Annotated in this window: 15 protein-coding genes; 11 read left to right on the top strand and 4 right to left on the bottom strand. The window is 56.8% G+C overall.

All coding sequences use genetic code 11. From position 1 onward, the window contains the following. Positions 1-178: 178 nt before the first annotated feature. The 5 genes from RYZ27_RS11890 to lpxC all read left to right on the top strand — a co-directional run bounded on the left by RYZ27_RS11890 (position 179) and on the right by lpxC (position 5,676). The gene (locus RYZ27_RS11890) at positions 179-1,087 is read left to right on the top strand and encodes a D-alanine--D-alanine ligase (RefSeq protein WP_406679730.1); all 909 of its coding nucleotides are present in this window, start codon (positions 179-181) and stop codon (positions 1,085-1,087) included. Continuing rightward, a complete protein-coding gene (locus RYZ27_RS11885; protein WP_406679729.1) occupies positions 1,075-1,899 on the top strand; it encodes a cell division protein FtsQ/DivIB in 825 nt (274 codons plus the stop codon). Before RYZ27_RS11890 ends, RYZ27_RS11885 begins: the two co-directional genes overlap by 13 nt. After that, positions 1,899-3,194, top strand: a complete 1,296-nt coding sequence (gene ftsA / locus RYZ27_RS11880) for a cell division protein FtsA (protein WP_406679728.1) — start codon at positions 1,899-1,901, stop codon at positions 3,192-3,194. The genes RYZ27_RS11885 and ftsA overlap by 1 nt, the downstream gene beginning before the upstream one ends. A gap of 91 nt (positions 3,195-3,285) precedes the next feature. Further along, a complete protein-coding gene (gene ftsZ, locus RYZ27_RS11875) occupies positions 3,286-4,635 on the top strand; it encodes a cell division protein FtsZ (RefSeq protein WP_406679727.1) in 1,350 nt (449 codons plus the stop codon). 129 nt (positions 4,636-4,764) lie between these two features. Beyond that, on the top strand, positions 4,765-5,676 hold the full coding sequence (gene lpxC, locus RYZ27_RS11870) for a UDP-3-O-acyl-N-acetylglucosamine deacetylase (RefSeq protein ID WP_406679726.1): 912 nt from the start codon (positions 4,765-4,767) through the stop codon (positions 5,674-5,676). On the opposite strand, the gene RYZ27_RS11865 is transcribed toward lpxC, so the two are convergent. Continuing rightward, the gene (locus RYZ27_RS11865; protein WP_406679725.1) at positions 5,673-6,692 is read right to left on the bottom strand and encodes a mitochondrial fission ELM1 family protein; all 1,020 of its coding nucleotides are present in this window, start codon (positions 6,690-6,692) and stop codon (positions 5,673-5,675) included. The genes lpxC and RYZ27_RS11865 overlap by 4 nt on opposite strands. Before the next feature lie 78 nt (positions 6,693-6,770). Between RYZ27_RS11865 and RYZ27_RS11860 the strand changes: the two genes are divergently transcribed. Then, positions 6,771-7,799 (top strand): ligase-associated DNA damage response exonuclease, encoded by a 1,029-nt coding sequence (locus tag RYZ27_RS11860; RefSeq protein WP_406681784.1) that lies wholly within the window; start codon positions 6,771-6,773, stop codon positions 7,797-7,799. A 21-nt stretch (positions 7,800-7,820) separates the two neighbouring features. On the opposite strand, the gene RYZ27_RS11855 is transcribed toward RYZ27_RS11860, so the two are convergent. After that, positions 7,821-8,030: a bacterioferritin-associated ferredoxin gene (locus RYZ27_RS11855; RefSeq protein WP_406679724.1), complete on the bottom strand. Its 210-nt coding sequence runs from the start codon at positions 8,028-8,030 to the stop codon at positions 7,821-7,823. A gap of 130 nt (positions 8,031-8,160) precedes the next feature. Here RYZ27_RS11855 and RYZ27_RS11850 point away from each other — a divergent pair, with 130 nt between their 5' ends. Continuing rightward, complete coding sequence (locus RYZ27_RS11850) at positions 8,161-10,047, top strand: DUF885 domain-containing protein (RefSeq protein ID WP_406679723.1); 1,887 nt, start codon at positions 8,161-8,163, stop codon at positions 10,045-10,047. 84 nt (positions 10,048-10,131) lie between these two features. After that, the gene (locus tag RYZ27_RS11845) at positions 10,132-10,905 is read left to right on the top strand and encodes an NAD(P)H-hydrate dehydratase (RefSeq protein WP_406679722.1); all 774 of its coding nucleotides are present in this window, start codon (positions 10,132-10,134) and stop codon (positions 10,903-10,905) included. Here RYZ27_RS11845 and RYZ27_RS11840 read toward each other — a convergent pair. After that, positions 10,897-11,796: a hydroxymethylglutaryl-CoA lyase gene (locus RYZ27_RS11840; protein ID WP_406679721.1), complete on the bottom strand. Its 900-nt coding sequence runs from the start codon at positions 11,794-11,796 to the stop codon at positions 10,897-10,899. The genes RYZ27_RS11845 and RYZ27_RS11840 overlap by 9 nt on opposite strands. Before the next feature lie 29 nt (positions 11,797-11,825). Here RYZ27_RS11840 and RYZ27_RS11835 point away from each other — a divergent pair, with 29 nt between their 5' ends. The 3 genes from RYZ27_RS11835 to RYZ27_RS11825 are packed head-to-tail and all read left to right on the top strand — an operon-like array spanning position 11,826 to position 13,811. Continuing rightward, entirely contained in the window at positions 11,826-13,028 is a 1,203-nt protein-coding gene (locus RYZ27_RS11835; RefSeq protein ID WP_406679720.1) for a CaiB/BaiF CoA transferase family protein, read from the top strand. Next, positions 13,018-13,416, top strand: a complete 399-nt coding sequence (hisI, locus tag RYZ27_RS11830) for a phosphoribosyl-AMP cyclohydrolase (protein ID WP_406679719.1) — start codon at positions 13,018-13,020, stop codon at positions 13,414-13,416. The genes RYZ27_RS11835 and hisI overlap by 11 nt, the downstream gene beginning before the upstream one ends. Before the next feature lie 44 nt (positions 13,417-13,460). Next, complete coding sequence (locus tag RYZ27_RS11825) at positions 13,461-13,811, top strand: PilZ domain-containing protein (RefSeq protein WP_406679718.1); 351 nt, start codon at positions 13,461-13,463, stop codon at positions 13,809-13,811. On the opposite strand, the gene RYZ27_RS11820 is transcribed toward RYZ27_RS11825, so the two are convergent. Further along, positions 13,808-14,161 carry a YbaN family protein gene (locus RYZ27_RS11820; RefSeq protein WP_406679717.1) on the bottom strand — a complete coding sequence of 118 codons (354 nt, stop codon included), beginning with the start codon at positions 14,159-14,161 and terminating at the stop codon, positions 13,808-13,810. The two genes, RYZ27_RS11825 and RYZ27_RS11820, sit on opposite strands and share 4 nt — an antisense overlap. Positions 14,162-14,237 lie beyond the last annotated feature (76 nt).

Here is a 14,237-nt window from a genome sequence, read left to right as displayed (position 1 = left end):
AATCCAATACGGCATCGTGTTACATGTGTAACTATCCGTATCAACCCCTAATTTTGAGATTAGCGAAATGTAATGAAGGTATTTTCCGGCACCGGGATATTGCCTTGTGGAAGCCTCTTTAACGCCGCATCAACCATGATCCTGCGAAACCTAGAGGTTCCAAACGAAAGTTATACTCATGAAACGCGTTGCGGTTGTCTATGGTGGATGGTCTTCAGAGCGCCCGGTTTCGCTCGTCTCTGGTCAGGCGATGGCAGAAGCGGCGCGGGCGGCTGGCTATGATGTGGTCGATGTGGATGCAACGCGTGACCTTGCCAACCAGCTAACCGAGATCAAGCCTGATGTGATCCTGAATGGTCTGCATGGGCCGTGGGGCGAGGATGGATGTGTTCAGGGCGTGTTTGAGGTTCTGGGCATTCCTTACTCCCATTCTGGCGTGTTGGCGTCCTCGCTGGCGATGGACAAGATCAAGTCCAAAACGGTGTTTGCCGCACATGGTTTGGATGTGGCCAAGGATGTTGCCGTGACGCGCGCGGAAGTTGCCGCAGCCCATCCGTTGAAGCCGCCTTATGTGGTCAAACCTGTCAATGAAGGGTCCAGCTTTGGGGTTTTGTTCGTGCGGGAGGGGGCGAATGGCCCGGCGCGCGAAGTCATGGGTCAGAGTTGGCAGTATGGCGATAATCTGATGGCGGAAGAATACATCGCCGGGCGGGAGCTGACCGTGGCGGTCATGGGGGATCGCGCCCTCGCTGTCACTGAAATCACGACCTTAAGAGAGTTTTACGACTTTGATGCAAAATATGCAGATGGAGGCTCGCGCCACGTGGTGCCAGCCGATCTGCCAGATGGCGTGACAAATGCGGCGATGAAAGCCGCCTTGATCGCGCATCAGGCGCTCGGTTGCCGCGGGGTGTCGCGCTCTGATTTTCGTTTTGACGAAGCAAAGGACAGACTGGTGATCCTCGAAACCAATACACAGCCGGGTATGACGCCGACCTCTCTGGTTCCAGAGCAGGCCGCGCATCTTGGCATGTCGTTCGAGGAACTGGTGGTCTGGATGATTGAGGATGCATCATGCCAAAGGTAAAGGGTCGCAAAGCTGCGCCTGAGCCTGAGGTTTATGGCGAGGCGAACCAGATTTCATCGGTGATTTTTGGGCTGGTTATGGTCGTTGCGATCATTGTGGCCGGGGCGGCGCTGCTCGGTGGATCGCTGTCGCAAGTTGGCAAACGCTGGGGCGGGGCCATGGATGCCTCAGCGCGCTCTGTCGGACTGTCCGTACAAGTCATCGAAGTTGTTGGCCTTGAGCATGTGCCTGCGACTGCGCGGTCGGTGCGAACCGCAGCGATGATTGAGCAGGGTGAAAATATGTTCCGCGCTGATCCACACCGTATTCGCAAGCGGATTGAAGACACAGGGCTCGTCAAACAAGTGAACGTGTACCGGATGTGGCCCGATACGGTGATCATTCGTGCTGATGCGGCGCAGCCGACAGCCCTTTGGCATGATGGTCAGGACTGGGCTGTGATTGATAGCCTTGGTCGCAAGATGCCGGGCCAGAAAGCCAGTGATCACCTTGCTCTGGTCCGTACAACCGGAATTGGGGCACCTGAAGCGGTGCCAGCACTGGAGCAGGCCTTGATCGGGCAGGGCGCTCTGACCAGCGAAATTGAGATTGCCCATCGTGTGGCCAGTCGCCGCTGGGACTTAAAGCTCAAGTCCGGGCTGATCCTGCGTTTGCCAACCGATGAGCGGCTGAGCGACGTCGTGCGCCAGTTAAGTGAAGCGGATAAGCGCGGAAAGCTGCTGTCCAGAAGCCTTGCGGCCATTGATCTGCGCGTGAAGGACCAGATGGTTCTGACGCCGCTGGCCGGACAAACAGAGAAAGGGGCTGCCTGATGTCGACACTGGAGTCCCGCAGCAGTCTTAAATCGGTTGGCAAAGTCGGCAGTCTTGTCGCTGCGTTGGATATTGGCTGCAGCAAGATTGCTTGTCTGATCGGCCGGATTGAACCGGGCAGCCGCGCAGGGTTTTCCCTGATTGGCGGTGGTCGCCAGCAGAGCCGTGGCTTTGATGGCGGCAAGATCACCGATATGGACGCTTTGGAGCGGTCTATCCGTTTGGCGGTTGAAGATGCCGAGCGTGAAGCTGGTGAGCGGGTTGAGCGGGTCATTCTGGGGATTACCGGGCCAAAGGTCGAGAGCTGCCTCGCTGAGGCTCAGATCGAGTTCTCTGAGCATGAGATCAGCCCGCGTGATGTTGAAAAGGTTTGGGCCGAAGCGATGCAGACCATCGCGCTGGAGGATCGTGAACTGCTGGGCGCGTATCCGGTTATGTATGGCGTGGATGATGAGGATGATATCCGTCACCCGGCCGGTATGATCGGTTCACGCTTGCGGGTTCTGCTGAATGTGGTCAGTGCGCCGAAGAGTCTGGTCCAGAACCTGAAGGAGTGTGTGCAACGCGCGCATTTGCAGATTGAACAGATCGTCCCGTCGGCAGTGGCGAGTGGCTCTGGTTGTCTGATCGAGGATGAGATCGACAATGGTGCGATCTGTATCGATGTCGGGGCAGGGGTTACCAGTATTGGGGTCTTCCTGAACGGAGCGCCGGCCTGGCTGGATCTGATCCGGGTCGGTGGCAGTCATGTTACACGCGATATCGCGCAAGGGCTGGGCACGACCTTTGCTGCGGCTGAGCGCATGAAGACCGTTTATGGCAGTGCTGACCCGCAAGGACCGGGCATGGCCGAGCGAATCGAAGCGCCGCGCCTTGGCGATGATGGGCGTTTGACGGCTGGAAAGATGAGCCGGGCGGATCTGTGCGATATTATCCTGCCTCGGGTTGAGGAAGTTTTTGAGCTGATCCGGGCACAACTCAAGGGCAGTGAATTGCGCCCAATATTGCCGAAACGGACCGTACTCACGGGTGGAACCAGCCAGTTGGCAGGGGTTCGCGACCTTGCTGCGCACACATTACAACAGCCTGTACGCCTCGGACGCCCGGTCGATGCTGACATTTTAGGCGAGAATTACGCGCATCCGGCCTTTTCCACAGCCGCAGGTCTGATAAGCTACCGGCTGAAGGGGTTTGCTGATGCTTCGCGGGCTGGCGGAGCGGCGGCACTGGCCGGACGGCCGACCGAGCGTGGAGTAGTTGCGAAGATACTAAAGTGGATCCGTGAAAATTTCTGAGGACACTCGGATTCCTTTAACTGTCTTTTAGGTCAACTGCCGCATTCTACGCTTTATTGGTCCGAGGCGCGTAGATTTAAGGCGGTGTAGTATGACGACAGAACTCAAACCACGGATAGTCGTGATCGGCGTTGGCGGTGCAGGTGGTAATGCCGTCGATAACATGATCGAATCCAACTTGCAGGGCGTTGAGTTCTACGTTGCAAACACTGATGCGCAGGCCATGACACGGTCGAAGACGCAAAATCGTATTCAGTTGGGCCTTGAGACGACATCGGGTCTCGGCGCAGGCGCAAAACCTGAAATTGGCGAAGCCGCTGCCGAAGAATCTCTGGAAGATATCAATGAAGTGCTCGATGGGGTCCACATGGTCTTCGTCGCGGCTGGTATGGGCGGGGGCACAGGCACGGGCGCTGCGCCGGTTATTGCCAAGGCTGCCCATGATCGCGGTATCCTGACCATTGGGGTGATCACCAAGCCATTCAGCTTTGAGGGTACGCACCGTATGAAGACCGCTGATGGCGGGCTGGAGAAGATGCGCGCCGCGGTTGATACCTTGATCGTTGTTCCTAATCAGAACCTGTTCCGTATTGCGAATGAGCGTACGACATTCGCTGAAGCGTTCCGCATGGCTGATGATGTTCTGTATTGCGGGGTTAAAGGCATTACTGACCTGATGGTGATGCCGGGCCTGATCAATCTCGATTTTGCCGATGTCCGCACGATCATGAAGGGTATGGGGACCGCGATGATGGGTATGGGCGAGGGTGAAGGCGAAGGCCGCGCCATGGAAGCCGCCCGCAGCGCGATTGATAATCCGCTGCTCGATGATATTTCGCTGAAAGGGGCCAAAGGCGTTCTGATTAATATCACTGGCGGTTATGACATGACCTTGTTCGAGCTCGATGAAGCAGCGAATGAGATTCGTCGTCAGGTGGACGACGACGCCAATATTATTCTGGGCTCAACCTTTGAGCCAGAGCTTGAAGGTCGTATCCGCGTTTCTGTTGTGGCCGCTGGTCTTGAAGATATGGAGACGGCTGAGCTTGTACCTGCACCCGCAGAAACCGTGGCTGCCGTAGAAACCCCTTCCATTGTGACCAAGATTGCACCTGTTCCGACCACGCCGGTTGAGCCGCAGCCTGATACACGCCCGGACTTCCGTGGCCGTGATCTGCCTGCTGCGCATATGCCGCGTCAGGAGGGGGCTGAGACAGTTTCGGCCGATGCTGCGCTTGGGAAGCGTCCATCACCGAGCGATGACAGCCCGGCGGGTTTCTCAAATCTGTTTGGCTGGCGCCGGGATGCGGTTGAGCAAGCTGATAATGAAGAGACTCCAGAGCCGATTATTTCGTCTCCGGATGATCATCCAAAGCCTGCTGCGTTTGATGATGCCGATCTTGAAATTCCGGCTTTCCTGAGACGCTCTGCAAACACGTAACCATCTGTTTTCATAAAGTTTAAAAGCCGCTCTCCGATGGAGGGCGGCTTTGTCGTAACAAAACGAAACACAGCTTGTGTTGAGATTGAGGCGCACAGTCGTTTCTATACCGTTTCAAGGAGAGTGCGCGTGTCTCAGGTAGAGTATCAATCGACAATACAGCATCCGGTTATTTGTGCTGGTGTGGGCGTTCATAGCGGCGCGCGGGCACGGATGGTGATCAAGCCAGCTGAAGCAGGGACTGGGATTTGTTTTCTGCGCACGGATATGGACGGCACAGCGCCTATTCCTGCCCGCGGTGATCTTGTCACAGAATTGCAGCTCGGCACGACCTTGAGCGGAGAAGACGGTGCAAGCGTCGCAACCGTTGAACATTTTCTGGCGGCTTGTGCCGGGCTTGGCCTGGACAATTTACTGGTTGAAATTGATGGCCCTGAAGTCCCAATCATGGATGGCTCATCCGCAGTTTTCTGCGAGTTGATGCTGGGGGCTGGAATTAGGGTTCAGAACAGCCTGCGCCGCCGTATCCGTATTCTGGAAACGGTTGAGGTTGAGGACGGCGTGAAATGGGCGCGACTGTCGCCAAGCACTGACAATGTCCTGACCCTGAGCGCCAAGATTGAGTTCGAGAGCAAGGCCATTGGCACACAGCAAATGTCAATGCGTTTGCTGCCCGGTCTGTTTGCGCGTGATATTGCCTTTGCGCGAACCTTTGGGTTCGCCCGCGATGTTGAGATGCTGCAAGCCATGGGGCTGGCCCGTGGTGGATCCCTCGACAATGCAGTCGTGATTGACGGCGATGCCATCATGAACCCGGAAGGCTTGCGCAGCGATGACGAGTTTATCCGTCATAAACTGCTTGATGCGGTTGGTGACCTGATGCTGGCCGGTGGCCCGATTGCCGGGATCTATGAAGCCCGGCAGCCGGGTCATGCGATGAATAACAAACTGGTCCGCGCCCTGATGGACCGCCCGGAAGCCTGGTGTTGGGAAACTGATCAGGTTGAGGCTGAAACGATCAGCCATGAGGCGCGCCTTTAGGCGGGAAACCGCTCAAGTAGTTTCTCAACAATGATATCAGCCACGCGATCAGCCTCGCGCAAGGGTTCGTATGACCAGCTCTCAAGCTCGCCCTCGAACCAGCGTGCACATCCCCTATCGATCAGGCTTTGGTGCAGGCGATCAAATTTCGGCGCGCGGCCTTCAAGCTTTGCCATATGCACGGGCAAGCCATGCCAGGCCGCATCACAAAGCATATTGGCGCTATCTTCGGTGACGATGGCGGCCTGTGCGTGCAGCAACCAGCCAAGATAGGGGTTGGGGCCATCTTTCGGGGTGGCCCAGAAGTCGCCGCCAAGCTCGCCAGCGAGTGCCCGCATTTTTTGCGCAACACTTTCAGGCGTACGCCGGGATGTTGTGATCCGCAAATACCAGCCTTGCGCCGCCAGCGCGCGGAGTTGTGCGATCAATCTGTCAGCCGCACTGTCTGTAAAGCGGTGGGTTTTGGAATCCCCGCCGAGTATGATGATGACGTTTTTGGAGCTTTGTCCGGCAAGTTGGCTAAAGTCTGCTCGGGCCTGAGCGATCGCGGTGGCTGAAAAGTGTGAGGGGGAGCCAATGGTTGTGATCACATTAGGCCCGCTCAAGCTATCATGTTCCGGCGTGATGATCAGATCAAAAGTTGACAGGTCAGATTTCGGGTCGAGTATCTGGATGGTCAGGGTTTTGCCTTGGCTCTGTTGCTTCACATAGCGCGTATAGGGTGCGCTGCGCCGTCCGGCGGCGATCCACAGGTTTGGCCAGGGTGGGGTGAGTAGGGCTTTCTGGTCTTCTGGCAGGGCCGCTTTAGCGAAGGGCCAGCTGGTGCCGGGGAGCCATGTCCATGGCGCGCGAGGCGTAAGGGTGATGGGCTCAGCATGGTGAGCGTTGCCATTGATATGAGCCAGATTCCCCCAGCGGTCAGGTGCGTGCAGCGCTGCGACAATTGCGCGAACCTGCGCCGCGTTGCCGGCGCGACCGTCACTGACAGACCAGATAGAGGGACCTTCGCTTATCATCTGGCCCTTGTGCCAGAGTTTCTCGCTGCCTGACAGTGGCCGCTTTATGTCTTTGGCAGGTTGGCTATCTCTATGGCAATGATCCGGCCTGACCTTCTACTGCACCCCACACCTAAAGGGCTTTATTGTCCGCCGGGGGATTTCTACATTGATCCGGTGCGTGGATCGGTGGATAGGGCTGTCGTCACACATGGCCATGCCGATCATGCCCGGGCTGGTCATGGCGCAGTTCTGGCAACACCGGATACGCTGGCCATCATGGCGGCACGTTATGGCGAGGGTTTTACCGCCACGCGCCAGCCTTTGCCATTTGGGCAGACGATTGAGATCAATGGGGTGCGGATCACGCTGGTGCCAGCGGGTCATATCCTTGGCTCTGCGCAGGTCATCGTCGATTGGAAGGGGCTGCGCATCGTCAATACAGGCGATTATAAGCGTCGCTCTGACCCGACCTGCCAGCCGTTTGAAGTGGTTTCAGATGCGCATGTCTTCATCAGTGAGGCGACCTTTGGTCTGCCCGTATTTCGCCATCCGGATGACCGCGCAGAGATTGCCAAGCTGCTCGACAGTGTACGCCTATTTCCAGAGCGCACGCATCTGGTTGGGGCCTATTCCTTGGGCAAAGCGCAACGGGTCATCAAATTGCTGCGTGAGGCGGGATGGGATCGCCCAATCTATACCCATGGCGCGGTCGAGAAGCTGAATGCGATTTATCAGGATCTTGGCGTTGATCTTGGGCCGCTGGAGAGCGCGACAATGCCAGAGGGGAAACGCGGACCACAGGAGATGTTCCGCGGGCAGATTGTCATCGGGCCACCTTCGGCCTTTGTCGATAAATGGGGGCAGCGGTTTCCTGATCCGGTTCTGGCTTTTGCCAGTGGTTGGATGAGCGTGCGTCAACGGGCCAAGCAGGGCGGGGTCGAGTTGCCGCTGATCCTGTCTGACCATGCCGATTGGGATGAGCTGACTCAGACCGTGCGCGATGTGAATCCGGAAGAGTTATGGATCACCTATGGTCGCGAGGATGCGCTGGTGCGTTGGGCCGAACTGGAAGGCCGCAAGGCCCGGCCTTTGCGGCTCGTTGGGTATGAAGAGGATGGGGCGTAGGAGGAAACGCGAATCGCGAAGCTATTCTGCGGCTATGAGCTGGTGTTCTGACGCCATCGAATCGACGGTTTCAGAGATCATTTCACCCATGGCGCAACGGCATTTGCCGCAGTTAAACTCGCAGCCATGATGGGCCTGTACAGCCTCTGGACTGCGCGCACCGGCATCAATGGCGTCGCGGACACCTTGGTCATTAATACGGCGGCAGATACAAATGATCATGCGAACCATTTGCAAGACATGAGAATGATTGTCAAGTGCGTATATATACTTATAGCGGCTAGGTAATCTTATCGACTTGCGACTTTGCGAAAAACCTGCTCTTTGCCGATTAACGATAAATTGCACTGAAGGAAACGTCATGCGTACCCCGCTTCTCGCACTCGCTGCTGCTTTGGCTCTTGCTGCTTGTGGACAGTCGACCCCGCCTCCATCCACCACAGATACGACAACAGAAGCGCCAAAGCCGGCGCCAACGGCTGAAGAGATTGCCGCTGAAACGGCGCGCCTGAATGAATGGTTCGAAGCCAAGTTTGAGGAAGAGGCACAGTTCAGCCCCATCCAACTGACGTTCCTGGGCCGTGATGAGCAGCAGGACAAGATTGATGATTTTTCTGTAGCGGCTCTGGATGCGGCGCTTGAGCGCCAGCGTGCATCCTTGGGTGAGCTGCGGGCTGAGTTCGATTATGACAAGCTGACCCCTGAAGCCCAGACCTCCTATGATATCTGGGTCTATCAGGCCGAGCAGGCAGAAGCGGCCGACAAGTTCCGTATGAACACATATGTGTTTGACCAGATGCAGGCCATTCACGGCTTCTTTCCACAGCTTCTGATCGCCTTCCATCGCGTTGAGGATGGCGAGGATATGGATAATTATCTCTCGCGCATCAGCGAGAGTGCACGAGCCCTTGATCAGCTGGTCGAGCTGTCAAAGATGGTCGCTGCCGAGGGCGTGCGCCCACCTTACTTCGCCTTTGACAGCGTGATTGAGGAAAGCGGCAAGATCATTTCTGGCGCGCCGTTCGATGATAGCGGTGTAGACAGCGACTTGTGGGCGGATGCGAAAAGCAAAATCCAGACCCTGCTTGACGGTGAGAAGATCGATGAAGCGAAGGCTGATGAGTTGCGTACGGCGATTGAAGCTGCGCTCGTAAATGAGCTGAAGCCAGCTTATGAGCGTCTGATCGCCTGGCAGGAAGAAGACCGCGTGAATGCGCCGGATGTTGCGCAGGGAGTCACAGCTCTGCCGGATGGTGTGGCATATTATAATGAGCGCCTCGCCAATCAAACCACGACAGACCTGACGGCTGACGAAATTCACGAGATCGGTCTGGCTGAAGTCGCGCGCCTGCGGGCTGAAATGGAAACGATTCAGGCCGATTTCGGTTTTGAAGGGACATTGCAGGACTTCTTTGTCTTCCTGCGTGACACCAAGGATGATGAGCGGCTCTATTACCCGAATACGGATGAAGGGCGCCAAGCCTATATCGATGATGCAACAGCAGCGATCGATAATATCACTGAGCAGCTGCCCAACTATTTCGGGATTATGCCAAAAGCCAGTCTGGTCGTGAAACGGGTTGAGCCCTTCCGTGAGCAGGATGGTGCCGCCCAGCATTACTTCCCAGGCACGCCTGATGGCTCCCGGCCCGGGACGTATTATGCCCACCTGTCCGATATGACAGCGATGCCAAAGCGAGAGTTGGAAGTGATCGCCTATCATGAGGGCAACCCTGGTCACCATATGCAGATTTCCATCGCACAAGAGCTGGAAGGTCTGCCAACTTTCCGGACCCAAGCGGGCTTCACCGCCTATGTCGAGGGATGGGCGCTGTATACCGAATGGCTGGCGATTGAGATTCCGGGGACGTATCAGGACCCACTCTCACGCTTTGGTCGGGCTGGGTCTGAAATCTGGCGCGCTATCCGTCTTGTGGTCGATACTGGCTTGCATGCGAAAGGTTGGACTGAAGATCAGGCGGTTGAGTACTTCATGGCCAACTCCGCGATCACTGAAGCGCAGGCGCGATCTGAAGTGCGGCGCTACCTAGTGCTGCCGGGGCAAGCGACCAGCTATAAGATTGGCATGATCAAGATTCAGGACCTGCGGAAGAAAGCTGAAGCCGAACTTGGCGATGATTTCGACATACGCGGCTTCCATGACACCGTTCTGGCTGGTGGGGCGATGCCGCTGGCCATCCTTGAACGCCGCGTCGATCAGTGGATTGCAAGTGTCAAAGCAGGCTAAGCTTGCGTCGATGGTTCTACCAAAAAAGAGTGGCCCGTACCGAATGGTGCGGGCTATTCTTATATAAGGGGATGGAGCATCGTGATGAAGAATGAACCAGGCCTATGGGTCGATAAGCTGCCGAGACCGACGCCTGATGGACATAAGTATCAGCGGGGACATGCTCTGGTGCTGGCTTCCGATGAACTGACCGGGGCCACACGCTTGGCCGCCGGGGCCAGTAACCGGATCGGGGCCGGTCTGGTCACGGTTCGGTCTGAGCACAAAGGTGATCTGTTCAGAGCTGTCCTGCCCGCCGATATGATGGTGCAGGACGGGGATGGGGCATCGCTAAAGAGTTTGCGGGCGATTCTCGCTGGACCGGGCGGGTTTACGCTCTGGCACAAGCAGCAGCTTTTGACCGATGACAGCGAGGCGATCTGGGTGTTGGACGCTGAAGCGATCAAATGGTGGGTCGGCCAGCGTCCGATGTCGCGTGAGGCGATCCTGACCCCGCATGATGGTGAGTTTAGCAAGGCGTTTCCTGACCTGCTCGGGACACGGACAGAGCGTGCCCTTGAGGCGGCGATGGCCTCTGAGGCTATTGTGGTTCTGAAAGGGCCAGAGACGGTGATTGCTGCGCCCGATGGGCGTGGGGTCCTGAATACTCATTCGTCTCCCTATCTCGCCAAAGCTGGGACGGGAGATGTTCTGGCTGGAATGATTACAGGATTGGTTGTGCAAGGCATGGAGCCGTTTGATGCGGCTTGTTGTGCAACATGGATGCATGGCGAAGCAGCCCGGCGGTTTGGCCCTGGTCTGATTGCGAGTGATTTAGAGGCTGTGTTGCCCGGAGTTCTGGCCAGCCTGCTAGGATGAAGGGAAACCGCCTGCCTTGCTCAAGGATGAACTGACCGGATGGCCTAGCGCAGTTTCGAGCCATTTGGCGGTCTCAATCAGTTTGTCCAGGTCAAGGCCCGTTTCAAACCCGGCGCGCTCAAGCATGTACACAACGTCTTCGGTGGCGACATTGCCTGTGGCGGCTGGCGCAAACGGGCAACCGCCAATACCGCCGCAACTTGCATCGATAACGTCTATCCCCGCTTCCACAGCGGCAGCGACATTGGCAAGGCCAGCGCCGCGTGTGTCATGGAAGTGCAGGCGCAGATAGACATCCGGGGCCTGCATACGGACCTCATCAATCACGCGCCGGACATCCCAGGGTGTGGCAACGCCAATCGTGTCACCAAGGCCCACCTCAGCGACGCCCGCGCGTTGAGCTTGGGCCGCAAGGTTGCCGACAACTTTCGGGTCAACTTCACCTGTATAAGGGTCACCAAAGGCGACAGAGATGGTCGCTGAAAGGGGAATATTCGCTTCATGAACCAGTGGTGCGCACTGGGCGAGCATATCGGCGCTTTGCTGAGGGCTCATGCGCTGGTTCTTCTCACCAAAGCCTTCGCCAGCAACGAGGACGAAATTGATCTCATCGGCTTGCGCATCGATCGCGCGGCGCACCCCTTTTTCGTTCAAAGCAAGCGCGATGTGACGGGTGGCTTTGCTGCGATCGAGGCCGCGGAAAACATCCCCGCTGTCGGCCATTTTTGGAACGGCCTTGGGTGAGACGAAAGAGCCGGATTCCATACGCTTCACGCCAGCGGCCTCAAGCCGGGATATGAATTCCAGCTTCTGTTCCGTGCTGAGGTCACCCGGATCATTTTGCAGGCCGTCGCGCGGGCCGACTTCTACGATATCAATACGTCTTGTCATGGAGGCTATTTAGGGGGCATTGGTGAGGAATGACAGAGCCGATTACGCAGCCACCTTTATCTGGCCTTCGGGTCATTGAACTTGGACAACTCATTGCTGGCCCATTCTGTGGCCAGTTGCTGGGGGATTTTGGCGCGGAAGTTGTCAAGGTTGAGGCACCTGATCGCCCAGATCCGGCCCGTGACTGGGGCGCGGTGAAGTATGAAGGGCACGGCCTGCTCTGGCCCGTGATTGCACGCAACAAGAAGTCGCTGACGCTGAACCTGCGCGTGGAAGCCGGGCAGGCGATTCTGAAGCGATTGGTCGATACGGCAGATGTTCTGGTCGAGAATTTTCGACCTGGCACACTGGAAAAGTGGGGGCTTGGGCCAGACGTCCTGATGGCGATCAATCCGCGCCTCGTGATTGTGCGCGTATCGGGTTATGGGCAAACGGGCCCGGAGAGCCATAAGCCGGGCTATGCCAGCGTTGGTGAGGCCAAGGCGGGATTGCGCCATCTGATCGGGGAAGCTGATCGGCCACCGGCGCGTGCGGGTGTGAGCCTTGGCGATACGATGACAGGGACCTTTGCTGCGCTCGGCGCGATGATGGCGCTGTTTCATAGGGAGAAGTCCGGGCGTGGACAGGTGGTGGATGCCGCCATCTATGAAAGCGTTATGGCGTTTATGGAAAGCCTGATCCCGGAATATGCATTAGGCGGGCATACACGAGAGCGCAGTGGTGGGATTTTGCCTAAGGTTGCGCCGTCCGGGGTGTATCCTTGTGCCGATGGCATGGTGATTATCGGGGCCAATCAGGACACGCTGTTTGTGCGGCTGGCGAAGATGATGGGTAAGGATTGGGCGAATGATCCACGGTTTGCCACCCATGATGCCCGTGGTGAGAATCAGGCCGAGCTGGATGAAATGATTGGGGCCTGGACCAGCTATCGCACCATGGAAGATGTCTTGCGATCGTGTGAAGCAAACGCTGTACCCTGTGGCCCGGTGAATACGGCCAAGGAGATGCTGGTCGATGCCCATATCAATGCTCGCCGTGCAATTCTGAAAGTCGCTTCGCCCTTGATGGGTGTGGATGTGCCAATGCAGGCCCCGGTCCCGAAGCTGTCCATGACACCAGCGCAGGTCGATACAGCCGGTCCCGCGCTGGGAGAACACACAGATGAACTGCTCGACAAGCTCGGGGTTGGACCTGATGAGCGCGAACGGTTAAGGCAAGCGAATGTCATTTAAAGCCCCCCTTCCAAAAGCCGAGCAGGATGAAACGCTTGAGCTGCGCCCGAAATTCAATGCGGATGGTTTAATCGCGGCGATTGCGCAGGACGCAGACACGGGCGAAGTCCTGATGCTGGCTTGGATGAATGAGGCGGCTTTAAAAGCAACGCTGGTATCGCGAAAGGCAACGTATTGGAGCCGATCGCGCACAGAATTGTGGGTGAAAGGCGAAACATCTGGAAATACTCAAGATGTCGTCGATATTCTCATAGATTGTGATCAGGACGCAGTATTGCTCAAGGTACGCCAAACAGGCACAGCCTGCCATACTGGCCGAAAAAGCTGCTTTTATCGTTCTGTTTACCTTGATGGCACCAAATACTATCTCGAATCATATACTAATTAAGCTGAATTCTGTCTGAAAGGCAGGTCTGAGCGGAGTTTAAGCAAATGGGGCGTGATCCCCTCAAGTCGCGTGTGGAGTCTCTCTCCAAGCAGTGGCAGGCCCCTGAGCCTGACTATAAACCTGCGCTTACGCGACACTTACAGAAGCGTAGCCCCCGCCGCCAAATGTATGTCGAAGCCGTTCTGCAAACGGTTCATGGCAGTAAAAGACGCGGGATTATCATGGATATTTCGCGCACGGGCCTGCGTATGCGTTTTGTCAGTGCGGATGGGATTTGTGTGGGGGACCTGGTCCAGGTCACGGCGCCTTTGAAGAAAATCCGCAAGGTCGGCACCATTCGGCGCAAGGATAAAACCGATATTGGAATAGAGTTCAGAAAGCCATTTGCCGCCTAAGGCTCGCGCCGTGTTGCGACATAAGTCGAGACAATGGCGAGAGTTGCCAGCGTCGCATAAAGCGGGACTGTGGTTGCTCTGAGGGTGTATCCGCTGATCAGAGCGGCGAGCGCAATTCCGAACAAAGCGCCAATCTTGCTTTTGCGAGAAATTTTTCCAAATTCTACAAAATCGTGAACGACCTGTCCGATTCCCGGACGGCTGTAGATCCAATCGCGCGTTTTGGGACTGGAGCGTGCAAAGCAAACCGCCGCCATGATCCAGAAGATCGTCGTTGGCCAAACCGGCAGGACGATGCCGATAGCCCCAAGGGCCAGGAATAGCCCGCCGAGAAGGCGCAAGATGAACATGGGAAGGGTGAGTAACACGCTTGGCCTTTCCTGAAAACGACTCGCAAACAGGGCGGCACGGTTGATGGTGCCGCCC

This window comes from Hyphomonas sp. FCG-A18, assembly GCF_045287255.1.
Lineage (GTDB): Bacteria > Pseudomonadota > Alphaproteobacteria > Caulobacterales > Hyphomonadaceae > Henriciella.
Note: the sequence above shows the minus strand (reverse complement) of the source record. Positions and strands in the feature narration are given on the sequence as shown.